Raw genomic sequence first — 25,610 nt, forward strand, 5'->3', positions numbered from 1 at the left:
TATGCGTTGGTATAAACTGGTATTATTAACATGGATCATTGCTTTACCGGCCATAGTAAAGGCTGGCGGAGGACCTATAAATAATGAAGAGGTTATCCGTGAAGGGGTTATTGCATTGAATAAAATGATCCATCAGAACGAGTATAATAACCGTCATCATCAGTCATGGAAGAATAACTATGTATTGATGCTGGATGGGAATGGAAAGTTTATAGAACAGCGTGACGTTGTTGGTAACACGGCCCTGCTGTTAAGTGATGATGATGTGAAGTCGATCAATGACGCATTAGTGAAAGTAAATGATAAGAAGACTTTCGGGGTGTATGAGATCGTTTATAATAACTGGTATATTGATCTGTCAGAGAGGATCCCGGAGAACGCTACTATCAAGTACATTACAGACTATCAGAAATGGTCTAAGGATAATATCCGGAATACGATCGTAAGTGAAATGAAGTCGATCAATGCGGAGATCTTTGAAAAGTCTGAGCTGAATGGTTATGAAAAGAAGGTAGGTATTGTTTGTGGCCGTGTCGTGGTCCTTCTGAACGGCATGAAACAGCATGCCAGTGTTGTTTTTGATGCACATGGCGATGAGAGCTGGACAAACGGAGAGTTACGCGACCTGAATGCTAAGATCGATCCTTATCTGCCAAAACTATCGGATGTAAAGAATTTCCTTATCGAATATCCGAATGCATTGAAAGTGGCATTTAACACTAAGGGAAGCAAACTGGACCTGCCTGTAATGCCCTATGAGTATAAACCTGCCAAAGGTTCATTCTTTGACGCCGCATGGGAACGGATCGGTGAACTGGGCACTGCCGGAGGTACCGGTGGTGAAAATAAGGACCCGATAGCTGAATCGGGAAGTGTGGTGTACGATTATGCGCATGTATTGACGGCAGATGAAATAAGGAACCTCATCAGCGGTTTAGTTGAAATAAGCAACAGGCAGGGTGGTTTTAGTGCACGTGTTTTTATTTCCAGTTATAAAACTTCAAACGAAGACATAACGAAGATCAGGGAGATCGTTAATAATCCCGGTCCGATGGATGTTATACTCTGGTTCCATGTTGACCTGGACAAGACGACGCATAGCGCGTTGTACTTAGGAAAGTCAGTGCCGCAGGCGCGTGAGGTAAGTGTATTCATACGTATGGCGGCAGAATTTATTGAGAGCCTGGGACTGGCTGCTTCTAACTTTACGCTGACAGGTTTGTTTGACGGCCTTTCTGCATTTATTAATAAGGCACAGGTGCCGGAGCGGTTCTATAATCCTGAGTCGGTGGACAAAGATGGGAACCCGGATTATAACCCGATCCTATATCAGATCTTCCTGAAGTCGGGCCAACTGCAAAGTGACAGGTTTGGATTAATGGCAGATATGTTTCCGCAGGAACATATGCAGGCAGGTGGATTTGCTATGTCGCAGATAGAGTTTGCTTTTTATTGTGGTGCATATAATGGCCTGGTGGAGATGGTGGCTTCAATGCCGAAACTGGCAGGGTGGCTGATCAAGATCATCCTCAATGAAGACAATGCCCGGGAGGAACTTTGGGAGGGGATGAAAGCGTTCGCTAACAAATGTAACCTGGGCAAGACTGACTATATGCTGGGGGCGATATCACCGGCGTACCCGATGATGAAAATAGGGGAATGTATCACACCTATTATAGTGGACAAGGTGAAGGAGGCTTATACGGGTAAGAACCCGTGTGTGTACGCTGCTACTACAGGTAAGGTGGTCTTTAACATAGTGATGTTGATCATTCCGCTGACAAGGGCGGGAGACATTGCCAAGATCGCGGACGTGCTGAGTTACATTGATCCGATCGCATTGCTGTTGCGCGGTATGGGGCTGGGCGCCAGATTGGTCTTTATAGGAGGCAAGGCGCTTTATTCGTGGGGGAAATTTTATCTTCAACTTATGATCCAGGATGGGAAGATCATCCTCCAGGTGCTTGACGATGCTTTGCGTACCATTGGCAGGGACCAGATGCCAATGCTGGAACTGGCTATGGCTGGTACGCCGATCAGGGTACGTGTCCCACCTGGTACAGATCTGAGCGGAGAATGGCGTGCTATTCGCTATATGCAGGATGCGAACGGTCAGAATATCATTTCGCGTGAAGGAGAACGTTTGGTGGAAATGAGCAGGGGGACCGACAGGGAGTCGATACTGGGTATTACTGATGATGCGGGTAAGGCTGATGGAGTAGCGGATGATGTGAAGCCTGGGGAAGGCGTAGCAGATGATGCAGCAACACCTGCAACAGGAGATGATTTTGCTACGGTGAATGGAAGGGTGAAGAAGCCGGGAGACCGGACAGACCTTTACGGTTCATTCAACAAGGCGGATAACAGTAATATTCCCAAGCGTTATCTTGCTGATGAAAGCCGATTCAATAAATTGGCAGAAGACCCGGCGCAGGGTGGTAAAATTACTCCTAAAACCCGCCAGGAGGCAATGGCAGGACTGGAGGCAGAGATGCAGGGAGTTATTAAAGGCGAGATAAAAAGAGGTCCGGCAGATATAGAATTCTTCGATGGTAATGGTACACCATGGGATGTAAAAGGCCCCCGTTCAAAAGGTGGTCGAATGAATGCTGATATGGACCAGGACCAGGCCTTTGAGTCAATCAGAGCGGAGTTGCAGGACAAACATGATATTATGAACCCGATCACAAACCAGTTAAATAAGCGCCATGTTATACTTGATTGTTCATATATGCATGCAGCGGACCATGCTGAACTGTGGAGAAGGTTAAAAGCCGGACTTAGCCAGAGCGAAATTGATCGTATTGTTGAAGTTAATGTCAAATTCTAATGTATGAATAGTGTGACCAAAGAAGAATTATATACCAGGATACAGAACTATCATTTATATGTGCTTGGTGAGCGGGAAGAGGATGATGATCTGAATGAGCTGATAGCAGATGAAATCGAAATTGCTGATATCAGGCTGGAAGAAATATATGCGGCCGGTTCTTTATTCAGTAACTGTAAGATATCTGCTGTAGATTTTTATGGCGCACATTTCCATAAAACGACATTCAGGAATTGTGTGGTGGTAGACAGTGTTTTCAGAAAAGCAGATCTTGGCAGTACCCGTTTTGAGAATTGCCGGTTTGACAACTGTGATCTTTCCCGGTCTGAGTTCATGAATGCCAGGATAGAGCGCTGCACTTTTGAGAACTGTGATTTCAGTGGAATAATTTTTACCGGTAATAACATTACCGATAGCACTTTTAAATCTATAAATGTTCGTGATGGTGTGTTGAAGAGGAATGAAGAACTACGGGTAGAATGGCAGACCTATGAAAGCTAACAGTCTTCTACTTACAGCATATCAGACTTTACAATAATAAATCCGGTTTGTAATCCGGCCCTATACTATGATGAAACGCCTATACCTATTTATCATTGCGTGCCTCTGCACCATATCTGGATATGCCCAGCAGCGTACAGCGCTGGAACAGCATATCCATGACTGCTGGAAGATCATCCAGGAGCGGAGGGGCACTGAAGGCATCAATGGTACTAATCTATACGACAAACTAAAAGACACTGCCGGCGGTTTTAAGCTGCCATTAGGCATTGGTGGAACAGATAATGGTAACCCGCCGATCATCGTAGATAGTATCCGTTTCCTGTCCAATCATGCGGAGATCACCACGTTTATGGTGGTTACACTGCCAGGATCCGATAAAGAACTGATGTTCGCTGCCAGGGGCGTACCACTGAGCAGTTCCGGCGGATTAGTTGGGACCGCAAAGATGGAACTGGTGAACAAGGTGCCTGTATATCTCTTCGGGGATAGTACCGCTATCACTTTTATGCCCGGCAAGACCTATGTGGAGTTCGACTGTAATGGCTTCAAGAAAATAGGACTGAGTGCAGAAGTTGATCTGAGCAGAAAACTGGTAAAGCTAAACAACGATGGCACCCAGAACCAGACAGACCGTGTGAAAGGCAAGTTTGAGGTAACTGCCTCCAATCTGCATGATATATTGGCGTCTGTGGCTATTGATCCTTTCCAGGTGAGAGGTGTGAAGAATGTCACCTTTACGGTACAGGATGCAGTGATCGACCTGAGTGATGATAATAACAGCAGCGGCATGGTATTTCCGAAGGAATATACCGCAGACGATAAATCCTTATGGCGTGGGTTCTACCTGAAGAGTTTCACCGTAGAACTGCCTCCTGAGATAAAAGATAAGAAAACAAGCAAGGCTAAAACATTTGCAGTAAGAGATGCGCTGATTGATGAAAAGGGTTTTAGTGGTGAGGTGTCGGCGAAAAATCTTATTCCACTGAAGGATGGTGATCTTGGTGGATGGTCCTTCTCTGTTGATGAAGTGAAGCTGACCTTCGTAGCCAATCAGCTGACAGCGGGCGGCCTGGCCGGTGGCGTTAATGTACCTATTACCGGCGATACTACCCGATTTGACTATAGTGCGGTATTCCATCCCGGGGAGGAGTATGTATTTAATATCAAACCAAAGGATACGGTTAAGTTTCCCATCTTCACGGCGGATGTAAACCTGTTGCCTTCTTCTTACCTGGAAGTAGCCGTAAAGAATGGTAAGTTCCAGGCAATGGCAAGTCTTACAGGTACACTGTCCATTACAGGAAGTGCATCTTCAGGAGAAGGAAAGAAAGGTACGGCACTCACTGTGCCGGAACTCAAGTTTGAACAGCTGGTTGTATCCACGCAAGCACCTTTTATACATAGCGGAACGTTCGCGCTGTCGGGCAGTTTAAAACTGCCTAAGATCGGCGGGTTTGCTTTGTCGATCAATAAGATCGCTTTTGTAAAAGATGGAGAGAAGCGGGGGATCTCGTTTGATGTGAACGTGAACCTGATGAACGCAAAGGATTCGAAGAACGGATTCTCTGCCGATGCGTCTCTTGCCATCTTCGGAAAGGTTGATCAGGATAGTGACGGCAGCCAGCATTACAAATTCAGCAACGTTAAGATCAGCCGTATTGCCATAGATATTAACCAAGGTGCTTATGCATTAAAGGGCAGCCTTGAGTTCTTTGACGATAATGAGATCTATGGCGATGGTTTTAAAGGCGATATCAGCGCCAGTATCAATATGTGCGGCGGTAAGCTGAAACTTGATGCCACGGCATTATTCGGCGCTGTACAGGACCATAAGTACTGGTATGCGGATGTGATGGTGGAGTTCCCTGTGGCATTCCTCATCATCCCGCCGGCTATTGCTGCCAAAGGTTTTGGCGGAGGTCTTTACTATGGCGTGAAGCCGATATCCATGCAGGACGATGCGTCTAAGTATGAACTGGGAGCTACTCCTACCGGCATGCGTTATAAACCGGATGTGAATGCGGGGATCGGTATAAAAGCATCCGTCAAGTTCATTGCCGGCAGTGAGAAAGCGATTAATGGTCTGGTGGCGTTTGAGATCTCTTTCAACAAGGGTGGTGGTGTGAACCGTATCACCTTCAGGGGACAGTGTAATGTGATGAGCCTTCCTATACCGAAGGGCTTGGACCAGATGAAAGGCATGTACGCCAAACAGGCGGTTTCAAATGATGGACAGTCTGATAAATACGATCCTAATCAGGTAGTTCCTGAAGGCGTGATCTCTGTGGGACTGATGGTAGATATTGACTTTGAGAACAGCATCTTCTATGCAAACCTGAAAGCATTCATTGATATAGCAGGCGTCATTAAAGGTTCCGGCAGTCGCGGACTGGCGGGTGAAGGGGAGATCTATACAGGACCTGACGGCTGGCATATGTATGTAGGTACGCCGGATAATCCGATCAGCATCAGTATCATGAACCTTGCACGTGCAACGTCATACTTCATGGTGGGTAAAGACCTGCCAGGCAGTCCGCCGCCACCGGCAAACGTAAGCCAGATACTAGGCGGTATAGACCTCGACTACATGAGGGACATGAACTCACTGAGCAGTGGTACAGGCTTCGCATTTGGCGCAGGACTGAACTTCGATACCGGTGATATGACCTTCTTGATGTTCTATGCACGTTTTGCAGCGGGATTAGGCTTTGATATCATGATGAAGGATTATGGAGATGCCTTTCATTGCGAAGGAAGTTCAGGTCCTATTGGGATCAACGGATGGTTTGCGAATGGACAGGTATATGCTTATTTCCAGGGTAAGATCGGTATCAAGGTGAACCTGTTATTTAAGAAAGGGAAGTTCGATATTCTTGATCTGGGAGCAGCAGCAGTGTTACAGGCGAAACTGCCTAACCCTACCTGGATGAGAGGTATAGTAGGCGGTTATTTCAGCATCCTGGGCGGTATGGTGAAAGGTAATTGCAAATTTGAAGTGACGCTGGGTAAAGAATGTAAGATCGTCAGCAATAACATTTTTGCAGATGCGGGCGTACAGGTGATCGGTGATTTCACACCGGCTAAAGCGGCTACTGCGGTTGATGTATTCACTGCTCCGCAGATCGTGTTTAATATGCCTGTGGGTGATGTATTTACCATTACAGATGATGCTGGTAAACGACTCAGCTTCCGTGCAAGACTGGAATACTTTAATATAAGGGACGGTGCTAACAACATTCCTGCTACAATGGAATGGAATGAAGATAATACTGTAGTGATCCTGAATACACCGAACATTCTGCCTGGTGAAAAGACCATCAGGATGACAGCGCGTGTGACCTTCGAACAGCAGGTGAATGGCAGCTGGACGCCGTTCCTGGTGGATGGTGCGCCTTATGCAGAAACGATAGAGAATGACTTTGTTACCGATAAAGAACCGCTGGAGATACGCCCTGATAACGTCGCGTATACCTATCCGGTGATCAGTCAGCTGAACTACTATAAAGACGAAAGCGATAAGGGATATATCCTGATGAAGAAAGGACAGGACAACCTGTTTGCGAAGAGCGATGAGTTTAAACAGATCTGCCGTATTACTGCAGATGGTGAGCAACCGAGGGAATTCCAGTTGTTCTATACTACGGGCAAGGTGAGTTTCACTATGCCGCGCGATCTGAAGAATGGCAAGAACTATACGCTGCAACTGCTGCATGTACCAACGGTTGAAGATGCGTCAATAGACAGGAACGTAGCGACGACAACAACAAGTGGTGGAAATGCAGGTGAGGGAGATCTTACTGTACAAACGAAGACGGCAGAAGGTGCTGTAAATAATCTGTCAGAGCGTGTGATCTATACCCTGCCCTTCAGAAGTTCCCTTTACAATACATTCAACGAGAAGATAGACCGTATACCTGCTACCACCAGCAGCTGGCCAATTGATAACGGTATTGATGAACTCAGGTTCATGCTCAACAGCAATGAGTTGTTCGATGCGCAGGAGGTAGATGCGAATGGCAACAGTTCGATATTACAGTTTGAGGCAGTACTGGATGATAATGAATGGTACAAGACGAATATCTATCCTTATGTGTACCAGGGCTATCCTGTAGCAGCGTCGCTGAAGCTGACATGGAGGAACACCGACATCCTGGGCGCTCCGCCGGTGAAGGCGATCTACCTGAGACAGAACCCTTCAGGATTGGAGCTGGATGCAAACAGCGGTGGTTTCGGGAACGGATATTCCGCGTTCGTATACAACCTTCCTTATTACATAGCGTATGACTTCATTTATATGCAGGCGAATGTGGTGAATACCCAGATATCTTCTGGTTATTATACGCCTATGCCAGAGGAAATGAGGACTATAGCGGAGAAACAATTCAAACGTATTACACCGGGCAATTACAAGTTCAGGATCAAGTATGTATTGCCAGGTCTTAATACTGTAACATCAGAAAAAATAATCACGGTCCCTTTTTCGGGAATATAAATGAAGAGGTGTTTTATGAAAGCAGTCAGGAATATGTGTAAAGGGTTAGCTGTCGTCTTCATGGGCATGTGGTCCATGCAGACGACGGCACAGCAAAAGGCGCCTGTTGGTATTGCTGTAATGGCGGCTCCGGCAGACGATTCGATCATGCTGCGCTGGGCGCCGGTAACTACTGAATATTGGCAGCGGGCTAATATCCAGGGGTATATGATGAAGCGTTATACCATCTTGCGTGATGGTAAGATGCTGCCTTCCCCTGAGGAAAAGCTGATGACGTCTCAGCCGCTGAAACCCCTTGTGCTGGCGCAATGGGAGAAGGTAGTGCAAACAGACGAACGCTGGGGATCTATTGCTGCCCAGGCATTGTATGGAAAGGATTTCGAGTTGAGCGCTTCAGGCGTTACAGGGAATAATGTGATGGCGATCTATCAGAAATCAAAGGAGCTTGACAACAGGTACAGCTTTGCATTATTTGCAGCAGATCATTCCTGGCTGGTGGCAAAGGCTTCGGGGTTAGCGTATGTAGATAAAGATGTTCGTAAGAATGAGAAATACCTCTACCGGATCTTTATAGCTGGCATACAGGGTGATACCGGCTATGTTTACACCGGTGCTGCCGACAGGAAGGCATTGCCTGCTCCACGTGACCTGCGCGCCGAGAAAACTACCAAAGCAGTGATGTTAAGCTGGGACAAAATCTTGTTCAATACGCTGTATAGCTCTTATGTGCTGGAGCGTTCTGACGATGGCGGTAAAAGCTATCAATCCGTTACAAAGGAGCCGATCATAAATGCAGACAGGGCAGAGAATAAACAACCGCAGCAGCGGATGTTCTACATCGATACGGTGCCCAAAACCGGAGAGCCGAAGGTGTACCGCGTACGTGGTGTTACTGCGTTCGGACAAACAGGCGCTGCTTCTGATACCATTCATACGGCGGTGATGGAAGAGATGACTGCGCATCCGTCAATCACAGGATTTGCCATACTGAATAATGGTGTGCTGATAAAGTGGATGATACCAGTATCACCTGTGAAGATAAAAGGATTTGATATTGAACGCAGCACTGCGCTGAACAAGAAATATACAAAGATCAATAAACAGCTGTTAGCAGCGAAGGACACTGTGTTCATGGACGAGCAGCCTAAACGTTCCAACTATTACAAGGTGAGGGCATATACGGTTGACGGACGCTCTACGATCTCCTATGCACAGTTCGTGCAACTGGAAGACAGCGTTCCGCCTGCTGCACCTGATAGCCTGGCTGGTCAGATCAGTGATTCCGGTATTGTGTCGCTCAAGTGGAAAGCTAATACGGAAGATGATCTGTATGGATATCGTGTTTTCAGGGCAAACGGACCTGATGATGAATTTGTGCAGGTAACAAGAGAACCGGCAAGGAAGAATGCATATACCGATACGATAACCGTGAAGACACTGACCAAATATGTTTACTACAAGCTGGTAGCATTGGACGCGCATTATAATCCATCTGAGTATTCTGTGGTGTTAAAGCTGAAGCGCCCTGATGTTGTGCCACCCGTGCCACCGGTGTTTACAGATGCGCACACCGATCAGCAGGGTGTTTTCCTGCAATGGCAGCCAAGTACGAGCGAAGATGTGGTAGTACATAAGGTAATGCGTGCAGTAGATACCGCATGGCAGGAAGTGGCCACTTTCAAAATTACAGACAGCATCCGTGCATATACAGATACGACAGCTAAGAAAGGTGTGAGGTATAACTATGCCATTGCAGCCATTGATGACAGTGGTTTGAAAGGCATGTCAAAAGTGCTTGGCCTGCAGCGTCTTGATATGGGAGCAATGGAGGGAGACCGCACCTTGAAAGCCGCTATTGACCGTGACAAAAAACAGGTTCAGTTGAAATGGAAGAAAGGAGAAGGTGTTACCCGTATATGGGTGTACCGTTCGGCCGAAGGCGGTTCTATGCGTTTGTATAAAACGCTGGAAGGGAATGTACTGGAGTTCATCGATACAGACCTGCTGGTTAATACGGTTTACCGGTATAAAGTAAAGTTGCAACGTCAGACCGACGGGGCATCTTTATTTACAGAAGAAATAACAGTTAATTATTAGCATATTTTTTATGTTCAAGCATAAAGTATTTATTGTATTCATTGCTTTGTTAATTGCGCCGCTTTTCAGCTTTGCGCAAAACACCATTTACGCAATCTGGTATGACGTGGATTATCATACGTCATCGGGATGTCAGGAGGAAAACCATTCCAACACCATCAACATATACGATGTTACACCTACCGCCTATAGCAGAAGCTGGAGTATGTATGGCAGCGGGAGCATGGGCGATGTTGTATATAGCAGAACAAAGCCCTGGCTTATGACCACCGGTTGGCTCTCTGCGTACTATACTGACAATGGAGACGGAACCGGTTCAGCCAGTAATTCTGTTACCTGGCAGGGGTGTGGGTCTATGGATACTGAATTGTCGTCTACTTATTCTCCTTTCCAGGTGAAAATAGATGTTTACAATCTTAAACCAATCTACTGTCAGTCGGAGAAATTTTCTCTTACTTTACCGGGAGTTCCCAGCCGGGTTGACTGGTATATATCCGTTAACGGAGGATCCAGGTCACTATATAAGTCGGCAGGTACGAATGAACGTACAGATTATCTGGAAATAACCTATGCAGATCTTGCAGCGTATATGAGAGGCTGGGCGATAAGTCCTGTTGGTGCTAACTTCAATTTCACTGCAACTGTTTACTATAATACAGATTATAGCATTGTGGAAACTACGGCTGCTACGCCGACGTTCAGGTTTGACAGGGAACTGCCGAAACCTGCAAGTATCACAGCGGAACCTGCTAAATGTTCCGGACAGAATGGCGTTATTCACTTCAACAATATCCGCACTTATGATGGGGCTGTATTTACAGGAAGCCCTGTATTTTATATTAAGCTGAATGATGGTGTGACGGTTACTGACGTACTGATAGACAAGGCGAACGTTGATGTGTCAGTTCCTCCGGGTATCTATACTGCAGCAGCTGTTGAAAGTTCCGGTACACCAGGCAGTTCTTCATGTATATGGACACAACCCGGTACTATAAACGTTGGTGCAGCTACACCGGTCGTTCCATCTTCAACAATTTCATGTTACAATGGTTCTCCGGCGGTAACGTTAGGAGCAAGTGGCGGTAGGGGACCATACCAGTTCAGTATCGGTAGCGTGGTTAATCCTCCGGGCAACCTGTTTACAGGTCTTACGCCAGGTATTTCTTATACGGGTGTAATCACCGATGCGAATGGTTGTATTACCAATACGACCATCAACATGCTACCTGCTGTAACCGCAACCAGTGGCAACATCGTAGCGCCTACCAGTACTGCGCCCAATGGTAGTGTAACCATAGTAGCAGCAGGCGGTAGCGGTGCGCCTTACACTTATTCTATGGACGGTAATAACTGGCAGACGGATGCTACTTTCACCGGACTGGCAGCTGGTAATTACCGTTTTTATACAAAAGATAAATCAGGTTGTATATCGGCTACTCCTTTGGATTTAACATTGCTGGCGCTTGATTTTACTTTCACTACTACCGATGCTTCCTGTTCTGATGTGGATGACGGTGTGATCAGTGTAACTGTGACGGGAGGTGCATCGCCTTATTCTTATAGATTGAATAGTGACGCCTATCGTTTGAACGAGCCTGTGATCAGTTTCCTTGCAGGAGGCACCTATAGCGTTTGGGTACGCGACGCGAACGGTGTAGAGATCAGCAAGCCTGTAACAGTGGGTGCTCCTGCACCACTGCTGATAACCGGTGTGACGCCGGTAAATGCAACCTGCCGTGATATGGCTAATGGTTCCATTACGGTGAATGCTTCCGGTGGTAATATCGGTGGATTCACTTACTATATCAATAATGCGTTGCCGCAGGCTTCGAATGTATTTGCTGTAAAGGCGGGTACTTATACCATGCGTGTGGACGATAGTAAAGGTTGTTCTGTAAGCGCAACTGCTGTTACTATTACTGAACCCGCTACCAAGGTAGCTGTCAGCGCTGTAACAAATGATGTTTTCTGTTTTGGTACTGCTACCGGTACTATTACAACGAGTGGTTCAAACGGACTTCCTCCTTACTCGTACAACGTTGATGGTGGTACATGGCAAACGGCAACAACATTTAATGTGGCTGCAGGCACTTATACAGTAGCAATAAAAGATGCGAAGGGTTGTGAAAATACAAGGCCGAATGTTACTGTCAATACCCCTGCCAGACTGGTGGCTATCAAGGATACAATGATCGCGGTAAGCTGTTTCGGGTATACGGACGGGCAGATCAAAGTATCGGCGACAGGGGGTACCGGCAGCATCAGTTATTATATCAATACTGCGCCTTTGGTAGCTACTGCAGGTGCCTTTACAGGGTTGCCTGCAGGTGATTATACCATTACTGCGAAAGATGATAATAGTTGTACTGCTACTATCGATATTACTGTTACACAACCTGCACAGATAAAAGGTCTGGCAGTAGCGACACCTGTTCGTTGCTTCGGTCAGGCTAACGGTAGTATGCGCGTGAATAATGTAACCGGTGGCAACGGCGGCTATACTTATGCTATTGATAATGTCAATTTTGGTACAACGCCGCAGTTTGATAATCTGATTGCAAATAATTATATCATCTACATAAAAGATGAAAAGGGATGCCACGGACAGGAAACAGCTGATGTAACCCAATTGGCGGCAGTTGATTTCACTATGACAGGCTCCGACGCTTTATGTAATGGCGGGGCTACCGGAGAGATCCGGATCGTCGCCAGTGGCGGAACCAACACTTATACCTACTCTGTAGACGGTGGTGTATTTGGCGCTTCACCAGTGATAACAGGCCTGACAGCAGGTAATAAAACAGTTGTGGTGAAAGACGCTAATAACTGTCAGTTATCTAAATCAATCCTGATAGGCGAGCCAACACCGTTATTATTGTCGGTTACTAATATTGGTAAAGTGAGCTGTTTCGGTGGTAACAATGGTAGTCTTACAGTGAAAGCTTCCGGTGGTACGCTTCCCTATACATACAAAATAAACACAGGTGCATATCAGAATGATGCGTTGTTTGGCCAGCTTACAGCAGGTACTTATGATATTACCGTGAAGGATGGCAAAGGTTGTGAAACTACGATACGCGAGACTGTTACTGAGTTCAGTAGAATAGGCATCAATATCATTAGTAAAACAGACGTGCTTTGTAACGGTGCTGCAACGGGTGCTATCAGCCTTAATGCAACAGGTGGCGCAGGTACATATAGCTACGACTTCAACAGCGCGGGCTATCAGTCCGAGAGCAGCTGGCAGGGCCTTGTTGCAAACAATTATTCATTACTGGTAAAAGATGTAAATGGTTGTGAAGTACCGTTCACGTTGCCGATAGTGGACCTGTATGCCCCATTGACGGCAAACCTGGTGTCTAATCCGCCGGCAAGTTGTGATGATAAAGGTTCCATTGTGGTAAATACTACTAATGGTGGTCTGGCGCCATACACTTATAGTTTGGATGACGTTAACTATACGTCAGCAACAACGTTTGATCAATTGCTGAATGGTGACTATACCGTTTATATCAAGGATGCAAATAGTTGTATCATCACAAGAGAACTGTCTCCTTATGGCCCTGTTACGATAAGAGGTGTTGTTACATCATCGGCAGCATCCTGTAAGGATAGTGTGAATGGTAGTCTGACAGTATCGGGAGTAACAGGTGGTAATAACAGTTACGAGTATTCGCTCGATGGTGTTAGCTTCCAGTCATCGCCTGTATTTACTGGTCTTCGTGCGGGTGCATATACTGTGCATGTGCGTGATATACCTTACAGCTGTCATATTGTGATCAACAGCCGTGTTGATGAACCAGTGCTGCTGGAGGCTGTTTTGGCCGACAGAAATCAGGTGGCATGTTTTGGTGAATCAAATGGTTCACTGACCATTACTGCAAGAGGTGGTACTGCTGCCTACGAATGGTCTATTGATGGCGTGAATTATCAGCCTACAGGTTTGTTTGAACAACTTACAGCGGGAAATTATACTACTTATGTGAAAGATGCCAACGGTTGTATCGGTGAGTTACCATTAAGTGTTAGTCAGCCGCTTCTCTTAACAGCGCAGGTTACTGTACAAAAGGACCCGAACTGTTATGGCGAGAGCAATGGTAAGATCGATCTGAAAGCGGAAGGAGGCACCTTGCCATATAATTATCAGGCGAATGGTAATAACCAGACTTTAGCTTCATTTACAGGTTTGCAGAAAGGCCATTATGCTTTAAAGGTAATTGATGCCAACGGCTGTAATGTGTCAATGGCTACTGATCTTGCACAACCGGAACTGCTTACACTGTCATTAGTTACTGCGGATGATGTGTTATGTTTCGGTCGTTCCGAAGGTAAGATAGAAGTAGCAGCTGACGGTGGAACTGTCAATTACAATTATACACTCAATAATCTGCCTGCGCAGGCCAGTCCTGTTTTTGAACATCTGCCGGCAGGAGAATACCTGTTAGTAGCAACAGATGCTCATGGTTGTAAGGTAAACCTCTCTGAAAAGATCGAGCAGCCTTCACTGTTGACATTCAGTAAAAATGTGACACAGCCATTATGTAGTTATTCAACAGATGGTGGAATCGTGATGACGATGAACGGTGGTACGGAACCATATCGTTATGACTGGTCGACCGGCGCTACCGCTCCGGGTATTACGAATCTGAATGGCGGCACTTACAGTGTAACGATGACTGACGCGCATGGTTGTGAACTGACCGATCAGACAGTGATCATTCATCCGGAAGCAATGGCGATAGATCTTGGATTCCGTGATACCGTACTTTGTGTGGGACAACAACTGCATTTAAGTGCTGGCAATCCAGGCAAACAATACCTGTGGCAGTCAGACGCCGGGTTTAATGCCACTACACAGCTGGTAACGGTGGGAGAGACGGGCAATTATACGCTGACAGTTACGAATGACGCCGGGTGCTTTGTAAAAGCTGAATTCTCGCTTAGAACGTCCCTGGAAGCACTGACAACAGAATTCCTGGTATCCAGTTATAATGCGGTGGGCGATACGGTTGTGATCATGGATGTATCCCGGCCTAAACCGACCCGTCTTGAATGGACATTACCAGCAGCAGGCCGTGATGCAGGTAGTAATGCGGACGGTAGTATCCGTCAGCTGATCTTCGATAAGCCAGGTACTTACGATCTTGGTTTGCTGGCAAGACTGGGTGAATGTGCAGGGTCTATGCAGAAGTCAATTACTATCTTACCGAGAGGAGAGCAGGGATCGATCGACAGCCTATTGGGATACAGAGAGAAGTTGATCAAAGATGTTGTGGTATCTCCAAATCCGGCTTCTTCACAATTCAAGGTTGATATCAGGCTGTCAAAAGCTGCGGCTGTGAATGTGAAGGTGATCAACTTTAATAATGGTCAGATCATGGATATGAAACAATCTGCCGGATCAGACAGCTATCAGTTATCGTTCGATGCCGATAGATTACCACAAGGCGTTTACCTGATCGGAGTGCAGGTAGAAGGCGAATATGTGGTCAAGAAACTCTTGAAATTATAATACAGAAAAAGGGAGCTCACAAGATAATGAGCTCCCTTTTTGCTTTTGTGCCTCAATTCTTTGAGCATATTTAGAAAAAATAACCCACCTTTGCGCCGCCTCCTGAAAAGGAGGGTTGGATTTAAAGATTATTATTGCTACCTTAAGGCACTTTATAGGCGTATATGTCGTACAGCATATTGGAGGACAATGAATTAATGAACAAAGTCAGGGGCTCCGACGGGAAGGCCTTTGACGAGATATATCGTCGCTATTGGCGTAAATTATACGCTTTAGCCTTTTACCATGTGAGGGACAGTAACGCCGCCGAGGACATTGTACAGGAGATCTTTGTGAGCCTGTGGGCGTCCCGGGAAAGGACCGACATCAAACACCTGGCCGGTTACCTGGCTACCGCTACCAAATATTCTGTTTTCCATTATTTTGCACAACCAGGCCGTGATGTAGGGTCGCTGGAAGAACTGGGCACTTTCCCGGAAGAACAGCAGATCGCAGAGAGCCGCCTGCTGGAAAAAGAGATCCGTCAGGAAATAGACCGCCTGCCCGAGAAATGCCGGCTGGTATTCCGCTATAGCCGCGAAGAGGGCCTTGCTAATAAAACCATCTCAGAGAAACTGAACATCTCAACCAAAGCAGTAGAAAAACATATGACCCGGGCGCTCCGCCAGTTAAGGGTACAGTTTAAACACATGCTACTACTCTGATCATCCTCCGGAAAAAATATTTTTAAATGGAGGTAGGGTAATCTGTTTTTTCCTACACTATTATATAGAATGGAGTTTGCTGTGATCTGGTCACGAAACTTTTTATCTGTATTTACCAAGCAATTATGACTAAAGAGCAGCTGGCTGACTTAACTGCAAAATACCTGGACGGCACCGCGACGGCAGAGGAAAGGAAGATGCTCGAACAGTGGTATTATTCCTTTGACGAAACAGAACTGGTGGTTGAACTACCGGCGGGGGAAGATGAATACGTGCTGGGTAGCAGGCTGAAGGCACGGATAGACCAGTTGAATGAACAAGATAGCCGCCGCGGGCGCATCTATATTCAGATAAAGCGGTTCCGGATGGTGGCCGTGCTGTTCCTGGTTATTACAGCGGCATTATTGTCTGTATTTTTTAGCAGTCGCCAGGTATACAATGCACAGCATCAGCCACGGTTCGTTGTGCTGAGAGACGGTAGTAAGGTATGGCTGAATGCGGCTACAAAACTGGTGTACACCGACTATCCTTTTATAGGAGAACGTGGGCTTACATTGACAGGGGAGGCCTATTTCGATGTAGCCAGTGATCCGGATAAACCGTTCATTATCCGGTCAGGGAATATGATCACACAGGTACTGGGCACCGCCTTTAATATAAAGGCTTATCCTGATGAACCTTTTGCTATTACGGTGACTAAAGGGAAAATAAAACTGGAGGACAGGCAGACGAAGACCATTACCTTTTTAACGCCGAACAAACAGGTGAGATATGAGAAGCAACAGCCATCAGTAGTAACTGTCATAAAGGGAGAAGCAGCATATGCCTGGACAAAAGGACAACTTGAATTTTACGATCAGTCATTCGGGGAAATAGCCCGGACAATCAACCGGAAATATAATGTGAATGTAATTTTTGCCAACCAATCGTTAGAGGAATGTATGATCACCGCATCATTTGAAAAGGAGACGCCAGTTTTACGAGTGATAGATCTGTTATGCAGGATCAACAATGCCAGCTATACTTTTAATGCGGACAGCAGTGTGATCACTGTAGAAGGCAAAGGTTGCGGGGGGAATATTATCTCCATTAAGTAAGTGAACTAAAACATCAGGACATCATATGCTAGAAACGACAAACAGCACGTAGCATAAATAAAACGTCCCTGCAAAAGATACAGGGAACGTTTTTAGCAGGGTATTTCATGTCGCCAAACCTGCATACCCTGGACTCATTATTTTATAACAACAAATCGTATTAAAGTTATGAAAAAAACCGCGTATACACGGGTACCGTGTATCCAACACTTATTGTTCCTCATGCGATGTTCGGTTTACATATTGGTATTTTTCTATACCTTCTCACTTTCTTTGTTCGCTAAGAGCACTGAAGGTCAGGATATTAAGGAGATTAAGATTAATCTCGTCGCCAGTAAAATGAAACTGGAAACGGTCCTGGGCAAGATCCAGCAGATCACGCCGTTCCGTTTTGTATATAATTCGTCCCAGATCAAAGCGGCCGGGCCTGTAAGCATCAATGCCAGCAATTTGTCTGTGGACCAGGTACTGCATCAGTTACTGGGGCCGAATGATCTGAATTTTGAACAGAACAAAACACAGATCATCATCACCCGTAAATTTGAAACAGCAGGTAACGGCCTTACCCTGGCGAAGGTAAGCGCGGGTGTAGCTGCTGATACTTCTATTACTGTACGCGGAAAGGTGAAAGATGATAAAGGTGATCCGCTCATCGGTGTTATGGTAAGCGTAAAGGGTAAGAACAGGGGCGTAGCTACCGATGCTAACGGTAATTTCACCGTTAAAGCGGACCATACCGATTCCCTGGTGTTTAAAACAATGGGTTTCGCCAATGTAACTGTGAGCGCTTCCGGTAACCTGGACAACATCACTATGCAGTCTGCCGCTACAAGTCTGAGTGACGTAGTGGTAGTAGGTTATGGTGTACAGACACGCCGCGACCTGACCGGTGCTATTTCTACCGTAAAAGGAGCCGACATCAAGAACCTGCCGGTAAGTGATGCGGCACAGGCTATACAGGGCCGTGTTGCGGGTGTCGACATCGTGCGTTCTGACGGATCTCCGGGTACTACACCAAGCATCCGCATACGTGGTACGGGTACTATCAACAACTCTGAACCACTGATCATTATAGACGGTGTGCCTGCTCCGGACCTGAAGGGGCTGAGTGATATCAACAACAACGATATCGCGTCAATGGAAGTGCTGAAAGATGCATCATCCGCAGCCATCTATGGTACACGTGCGGCAAATGGTGTGATCATCATTACCACTAAGAAGGGATCTTACAATGAGAAGTTAAATACATCGGTGAATATCTATCGTGGTGTTTCCAATGTACGCCGCTATATACCATTGCTGACGGCACCTGAACTGGTAACACTGAAGCAGGAACGTTATACCAATGATGGTCTCTCTGTACCTGATTTCTGGAAGGACCCATACTACGCGGTACAACGTACCGACTGGCAGAAGGCTTTGTTCAATACAGGGCATGTGACCAATGCAGACATCTCCATCAAAGGTGGTAGCGCCTATTCCAACTACCTTTTCTCTATGGGCTATTATGATGAAAAAGGTCTGATCACTAATACTTATTTCAAAAGATATACTGTTCGTATTAACTCCGAGCATCGTATCAACAGTCGTTTGAAAGTAGGAGAGAACCTGCAGCTGACTGCCCGTAAGGGAAACACACTGGATACTTATTCTTCCCAGACTGGTCTGATCTTCAGTGCACTGCGTTTCAACCCCGCTATTCCTGTAAAGGATGACATGGGCAATTATGGTTCTGCACAGGCAAACAATGAACTGGGCGATATCAACAACCCGGTATATACTGCGGAAACGACAGATGCATGGACCAAGAACTATCGCATACTGGCTAACGCATTCGCTGAACTGGAAATCATCAAAGACCTGAAACTGCGTGTGAACTACGCTTTCGACGGAACACTGAGCAACTCTTTCAGCTTTTCACCTAAAACACTGACACAGGTACGTACCCGTGACGATGCGGAATTAACTCAATCTAATACCAGCACCGGCACTCATTTGGGAGAGGCTTTCCTGTCTTATAACAAAACACTGAATAAAGATCATCAGCTTAGTCTGACAGGTGGTATTTCCTATCAGAAATACACCGGTAACTATTTCAGTGCACAGCGTAACGGCTTTGATGACGAGTCTCCTTATGTATTGGTGCTGGATAATGGTAGCATCGTGTACAATGCTGCCGGTAACTTCTATGCAACTAATATACTGGCATCAGGATTTGCAAGAGGTTTCTACAGCTATAAAGGCAAGTACCTGCTGACAGCTACCATGCGTGCGGATGGATCATCCAGGTTTGCAGAAGGCAACCGCTGGGGATACTTCCCGGCAGTATCTGCAGGATGGCGGATCTCTGACGAAAACTTCTTCAAGGATAATGTTCGTGCGATCAGCAACCTGAAAGTGACAGGCGGATGGGGCGTACTGGGTAATCAGAACGTAACTGAATTCCAATACCTGGCTACCGTTATCAGGAACCGCAAATATAATTTCGGAGATCAACCTTTTACAGGGATCTGGAACTCCAGCCTGGCGAACCCGGACATTACCTGGGAGAAGGCGCACATGACCAATATCAGTGCTGAAATAGGCTTCCTGAATAATGCGCTGAATGCTACGATCTCTTACTTTAATAAGAACACCATTGACATGCTGGTGCCTGCGGCTAAACCTGATCTTCATGGTACTTCTCTTGTACCTGATGAAAACATCGGACAGCTGAATAACCATGGATGGGAGTTTGAAGTGGCATACCAGGGCGGTAAGAAAGCATTTACTTACTCTGTTGCAGCCAATGCTACTATTATCAAGAATGAGGTAACCAAACTGTATTCAAAAGATACTTACATCGGTTCAAGCAACTACGGTCGTCAGAACCAGGAGATCTCACGTACTTACGAAGGGCAGCCTATCGCGTCTTTCTATGGCTGGAAAACAGCAGGTTTATACCAGAACCAGGCACAGATAGACAGCGATCCTTACATCGCTAAAGACGGCAGGAAGGCTAATATAAAACCAGGTGACGTACGTTTTGTGGATGTGAATAATGATGGTGCTATCACCGAGGCAGACAGGGTAAATCTGGGAGATCCGAACCCGCGTGTACAATATGGTTTCCAGGCAAGCGGTAACTTCAAAGGGTTTGACATGAGCCTGTCCTTTACCGGTGTGGCTGGTGTGAAACTGTATAACGCTGACAAGATGCAGGGCCTTGATCCTACTTACTCATATAACTATTATGCAGAAGAGTTACAACGCTGGCATGGCGAGGGGACAAGCAACAGCGTATCCCGCATGACAAAGACTGACAACAACGGTAACTACCGTACTTCCGACAGGTTCATTGAAAGTGGTAACTATCTGGCACTCCGCAATGTTGCGTTGGGTTATACGATCCCTTCCAGCTTGTGGGGCAGTAAGTCTACTACCGGCATCCGTGTGTATGTGGCCGGACAGAATATGTTCATCATCACCAACTATTCCGGTCTGAACCCTGAACTGGGTTATACAGACGGTAACAAGCAGAGAGGTGTGGACGTAGCAACCTATCCACAGGCAAGAAGTATTACTGTAGGTGCTTCAATGAATTTCTAACGTTTCATTTAACCAATGGACCATGACAACACGTATTCAAAATAAGCTTTTAATAATAGCAGGAGCACTGTTCGTTTCCATGTCATCATGCGACAGTATCCTGGATGTAACGCCGAAAGGCACTTATACGACCGCTACCTACTGGCGTAATCAATCTGATGCGATCAACGGAGTGACGGGTATTTATAATGTGCTGCTGGAAGAAGATTTTACAGGCCATGCGGAATTTACTTTTGATGATCCTTCTGATGATCAGTACCGTGCGGGCGACCACTCTGAAGATGTGGCCATTGAGGAATTGACTTATGACGCAGGCAACGCACAGGTAAGGTTCGGATGGAGATGGAAGTATGAGATGATCAACCGTGCTAACAGTGCATTGATATACATTCCGAAGATCAACGGTATGGACGAGACGATCAAGAACCGTTGTCTCGGTGAGGCCCGTTTCCTGCGTGCATTTGCTTACTGGCGTCTTATGCTGATATATGGTGAAGCACCGGTAGTAAGTGAAGAGGATGTACTAACAAGCAACTATGTGAAACCTAAAGTAAGCATAGACAGTCTGCGTTCAATGATCGAAACGGACCTGCTGGCAGCTGCCGACCTGTTACCGGCTAAGAATGAAGGAAGCGACAGAGGCCGTGCGTCTAAAGGCACTGCCTGGGGATTGCTGTGTAAGCTGTACATGTACTCGGATAAACTGGATCAGGCGATCGTATACGGTGAGAAGGTGCTCACCAGCGGCAACTACAATCTGGCGCCAACATACGTAGCTAATTTCACACCAGAGACCAGCAACAACGATGAGATGTTGTTTGCCGTACAGACCAGTGACACCTGGGGATATTCAGACTTCACAACTTACTATACGCCACGTGAATGGAACGGATGGAACTTCCATCAGCCATTGCAGGACCTGGTAGATGAATTCGAACAGGGCGATGCGCGTAAAGAAGTGTCTATCATGTCTCCGGGCGATAAGATCAACATTGGTTCAACTATCGCCACCTATAGCGCAGATATGTCAGAAACCGGTTATCATTTCCGCAAGTTTTCCTGGTGGAAGCCGAATGGAGGTCTGAACTATTCACTGAAAACGCCATTGCTGAGAACTGCGGACATTGCGCTGCTGGTAGCGGAAGCGAAGATCCGTAAACAGGGAGCAGGCGCAGGTGATGCGGAGATCAACATGGTACGTAAGAGAACAGGATTGAAGGATGTAAGCGGAGCTGGTTTTGCCGCGGTTATGCATGAACGCCGTGTTGAGCTGAGTGGTGAAAATGAGCGTCACCAGGACCTGATGCGCTGGGACAAGGCAGGTTTGATCGATATCACTACCTACTACAATAAACCAAAGTATGGAAAGGGTGGTAATGTTTTGGTAAAAGCTCGTACCTTTATTCGTCCTAAACACTATTATTTTCCTCTGCCACAGTCTGAAATAGACAGGAGCAATGGTGTACTGGTCCAGAATGAAAACTATAAATAACAAACAGGTATAAATTTTTTAGGAAGGGAATGGCTGAAATACCCGGCCATTCCCTTTTAAAGTAACTTCTTCATGCAATTAAGAAAGATCATTGTTGCTGTATTGGCTTTGTGTTTGAGTATGCCATCGATCGCACAACTGAATAAAGATGCTACTGAAGCATTTTTGAAAAGGATTGTGAAAGACAAGGCCAGTGCTTTTACGTTTGAATACCTGGCGGCAGATAGTGGAAAGGATGTGTTTGAGATTGAGAGTAAGGCAGGCCGTATTGTGTTAAGGGGCAACAATGGGGTAAGCATTGCATCTGCACTTAATTATTACCTGAAGAATTATTGTCACAGCAGCATTACCTGGAATGGTAATAATCTGCAGCTACCGGCAAAATTACCGGTGGTTGCGCAGAAGGAACATCACAGCACGCCGTATAAATACCGTTACTATATCAACTACTGCACGTTCAACTACAGCATGTGCTGGTGGAACTGGGAGAGATGGCAGCAGGAAATTGACTGGATGGCGATGAATGGCATTAACATGCCATTGGCGCTTACCGGTGAAGAAGCCATCTGGCAGGAAGTGTATAAAGAGATGGGTTTTACGGATGCGGAGCTGGATAAATTCTTTAGCGGACCAGCCTATTTTTCCTGGTTATGGATGGGGAATATCGATGCCTGGGGCGGCCCTTTGCCAAAGCACTGGAAAGACAGCCATAAGGCTTTACAGCAAAAGATCCTGGCGGCGGAGCGCAATATGGGCATGATGCCTGTATTACCTGCTTTCACAGGGCACGTGCCGCCGGCATTTAAAGATAAGTTCCCACAGGAGAATGTAAAGAAGACCAACTGGGACGCAGGTTTTCCGGATGTATATATCCTGGACCCGGGCAGTCCGATGTTCGATAAGATCGGTAAACGGTTTATTGAAGTGCAGACAAGGGAATTCGGTACAGACCATTTCTATTCTGCGGATACTTTCAATGAAAATGTACCGCCAACGAATGATTCCAGTTTCCTGGACGCGATGAGCAAAAGGGTATTTGCTTCCATGGCCGAGGCGGACCCGAAGGCTGTATGGGTAATGCAGGGATGGATGTTCCATTATAACGCCAGTTACTGGAAGCCTACCCAGATCAGTGCATTACTGAAGGCCGTTCCGGATGATCATATGATCGTACTTGACCTGTATACTGAAAGTCACCCGGTATGGAACCATACTGAAGCATACTACGGTAAACCATGGATATGGAATATGCTGCATAATTTTGGCGGTAATACAGGCATGTGGGGAGCGATGGATTCTGTTGCGCATAATCCGGCCACCGCTTTGCACAATCCGGCTTCCAGGAACATGCAGGGTATAGGGCTGACGCCGGAGGGAATAGAACAGAACCCGGCACTATATCACCTGATGCTGGAGAACGTATGGCGTGATCAGCCAATAAATGTGGACGAATGGCTGAACTCATATGCGAGACAACGCTATAATACAGATAACAGTCTGGTGGACCAGGCCTGGCAGATCATGTATAAAACCGTTTATAGCGGCGGACCAACAGAAGGGGCGCCTGAATCCATCATCGTTGCCCGTCCTACACTGAACATTGCGCATGACAGGGTAAAGACGAAACTTGAGTATGATCCGGCGAAACTGATACCGGCATGGGACCTGTTCATCAAAGCGGTACCGCAGATCAAACCTACGGAAGGGTTCAGGTATGACCTGGTAGATCTTACACGGCAGATACTGGGTAACTATGCCAGTCCGTTGCAACAGAAGATCGCGGTGGCTTATCAACAGAAAGACCTGGCTGCTATTCAATTGTACAGTAATCAGTTCCTGGAACTGCTGGATGATATGGACACATTGCTGGGCACCCAGGAAGGCTTCCTGCTGGGCAAATGGGTAAGTGATGCCCGCAGCAATGGAATTACAGAGCAGGAACGTAATTTGTATGAGTTCAATGCGAAAGACCTGGTAACTTTGTGGGGAGATAAAGAGAGCCCGCTACATGAGTATTCTAACCGTCAGTGGAACGGCCTCATTAAAGGCTTTTATAAGCCCCGTTGGGAGCGTTTCTTTAAAGCGCTGACTGTTGACCTGCAAACAGGTGAAAAAGCCGATTTAGCGGCATTCGAGACGGAGGTAAAAGAGTTTGAGTGGAAATGGGTGAACAGTCATGATAAGTATGCGGCGCAACCGAAAGGGGATGCTGTTAAGACGGCTGTAAGACTTTATGAGAAATACAGGAAAGTTATATAAGCGATTGCAGGCCGGTCGATAGTGAGACGTTGACTGGTTTGCATTGATGGACAATGTGAGATGAGCCTCCGGAATCTGTGCCCGGGGGCTCTTGTTTTTTGCAGTAGCCCTGTACGTGAGTATGATTTGGAAAGCAATCAACTAGTTGTATCTTGATGCCACAAAAGATCTGCTATGAAAAAATTACTAACCCTCTTTTTCCTTTGCCTGAGTTTTAATTTGTTTGCCCGGCAAACAATTCCCTTTACGCTGGCCGGTTCGGGGCATATCATCATTAAAGCTACTGTTGAAGGAGTGGAAGGGAATTTTATTTTTGATACAGGTGCGGGATTGAACCTGTTGTTTGACAAGTTTGCGAAGAAGCTGCCGCCAAGACAGAGTTATAATTTCTTCACAGGGCACAGGGCAACCGGAGAGCCGCTCAACATACCTATCTACCATTCCGATAAGTTGAAAATAGGGAATGCCGAATTCAAAAACCAGGTATATACCACGTTTGCTCTTGATATTCCCGGGATTGATGGTTTGATATCATTGCAGGCATTTCAGCATACTGCTCTGACGATCGACTATGACAAGAAGGAGATCTCTATCGGGCAGTTAAGTGCTGCGGATAAGAAAAAGTATATTGATATTGCTGTTGCTGATTATGCCGGGAGATCGCTTGATATTTTTACCGATGTCAAAGTGAATGATAGCATTACCGTGCAGGTGATGCTGGATGCTGGTGCGGGACAAAAGTCCTTCTGGTTGAGCGACCGTTTTATGAATACACTTGGCTTAGAAAAAACTGCCTTTAAAGTGATTGACAAGAAAAGTGAATTTGATAGTACGAAGGTAACTAAGATCTATAACGGGACGATTGTCCGTATTGCGACGGAGAATGGGTTGTCGAAGGTAGAGCATCCACCTGTGTTTTTTGTGGAAGGTCTTATTTATGAGGGCAAGACAAGTATTGAATGGCTGGGGAGAAAAATAGCCATCAGCATTCCTGATAAAAAGATATATATCATCCGCTGAGAAGTGTATAAATAA

At 46.2% G+C, this 25,610-nt stretch carries 11 protein-coding genes; all 11 read left to right on the plus strand.

Translation table 11 applies throughout. From position 1 onward, the window contains the following. Position 1: 1 nt before the first annotated feature. The 11 genes from C7475_RS16745 to C7475_RS16795 all read left to right on the plus strand — a co-directional run bounded on the left by C7475_RS16745 (position 2) and on the right by C7475_RS16795 (position 25,595). Positions 2 to 2,830: a hypothetical protein gene (locus tag C7475_RS16745; protein WP_146217573.1), complete on the plus strand. Its 2,829-nt coding sequence runs from the start codon at positions 2 to 4 to the stop codon at positions 2,828 to 2,830. Positions 2,831 to 2,833: 3 nt separating this feature from the next. Next, positions 2,834 to 3,331 carry a pentapeptide repeat-containing protein gene (locus C7475_RS16750; protein ID WP_110054526.1) on the plus strand — a complete coding sequence of 166 codons (498 nt, stop codon included), beginning with the start codon at positions 2,834 to 2,836 and terminating at the stop codon, positions 3,329 to 3,331. Positions 3,332 to 3,398: 67 nt separating this feature from the next. Further along, on the plus strand, positions 3,399 to 7,826 hold the full coding sequence (locus tag C7475_RS16755; protein WP_110054527.1) for a hypothetical protein: 4,428 nt from the start codon (positions 3,399 to 3,401) through the stop codon (positions 7,824 to 7,826). 15 nt (positions 7,827 to 7,841) lie between these two features. Next, positions 7,842 to 9,923, plus strand: coding sequence for a fibronectin type III domain-containing protein (locus C7475_RS16760; protein ID WP_146217574.1), 2,082 nt, complete (start codon positions 7,842 to 7,844; stop codon positions 9,921 to 9,923). 10 nt (positions 9,924 to 9,933) lie between these two features. Beyond that, positions 9,934 to 15,435 carry a T9SS type A sorting domain-containing protein gene (locus C7475_RS16765; protein WP_110054529.1) on the plus strand — a complete coding sequence of 1,834 codons (5,502 nt, stop codon included), beginning with the start codon at positions 9,934 to 9,936 and terminating at the stop codon, positions 15,433 to 15,435. 164 nt (positions 15,436 to 15,599) lie between these two features. Continuing rightward, positions 15,600 to 16,139, plus strand: coding sequence for a sigma-70 family RNA polymerase sigma factor (locus C7475_RS16770; RefSeq protein ID WP_110054530.1), 540 nt, complete (start codon positions 15,600 to 15,602; stop codon positions 16,137 to 16,139). Positions 16,140 to 16,264: 125 nt separating this feature from the next. Further along, on the plus strand, positions 16,265 to 17,236 hold the full coding sequence (locus C7475_RS16775) for a FecR family protein (RefSeq protein WP_110054531.1): 972 nt from the start codon (positions 16,265 to 16,267) through the stop codon (positions 17,234 to 17,236). 168 nt (positions 17,237 to 17,404) lie between these two features. Then, complete coding sequence (locus tag C7475_RS16780) at positions 17,405 to 20,824, plus strand: TonB-dependent receptor (RefSeq protein ID WP_110054532.1); 3,420 nt, start codon at positions 17,405 to 17,407, stop codon at positions 20,822 to 20,824. A 22-nt stretch (positions 20,825 to 20,846) separates the two neighbouring features. After that, complete coding sequence (locus C7475_RS16785) at positions 20,847 to 22,316, plus strand: RagB/SusD family nutrient uptake outer membrane protein (protein WP_110054533.1); 1,470 nt, start codon at positions 20,847 to 20,849, stop codon at positions 22,314 to 22,316. A 72-nt stretch (positions 22,317 to 22,388) separates the two neighbouring features. Beyond that, on the plus strand, positions 22,389 to 24,575 hold the full coding sequence (locus C7475_RS16790) for an alpha-N-acetylglucosaminidase (RefSeq protein WP_110054534.1): 2,187 nt from the start codon (positions 22,389 to 22,391) through the stop codon (positions 24,573 to 24,575). Positions 24,576 to 24,749: 174 nt separating this feature from the next. Next, the gene (locus C7475_RS16795; RefSeq protein WP_110054535.1) at positions 24,750 to 25,595 is read left to right on the plus strand and encodes a retropepsin-like aspartic protease; all 846 of its coding nucleotides are present in this window, start codon (positions 24,750 to 24,752) and stop codon (positions 25,593 to 25,595) included. Positions 25,596 to 25,610: the final 15 nt, after the last annotated feature.

The sequence above is a fragment of the Chitinophaga sp. S165 genome (genome assembly GCF_003182155.1).
Classification (GTDB): domain Bacteria; phylum Bacteroidota; class Bacteroidia; order Chitinophagales; family Chitinophagaceae; genus Chitinophaga.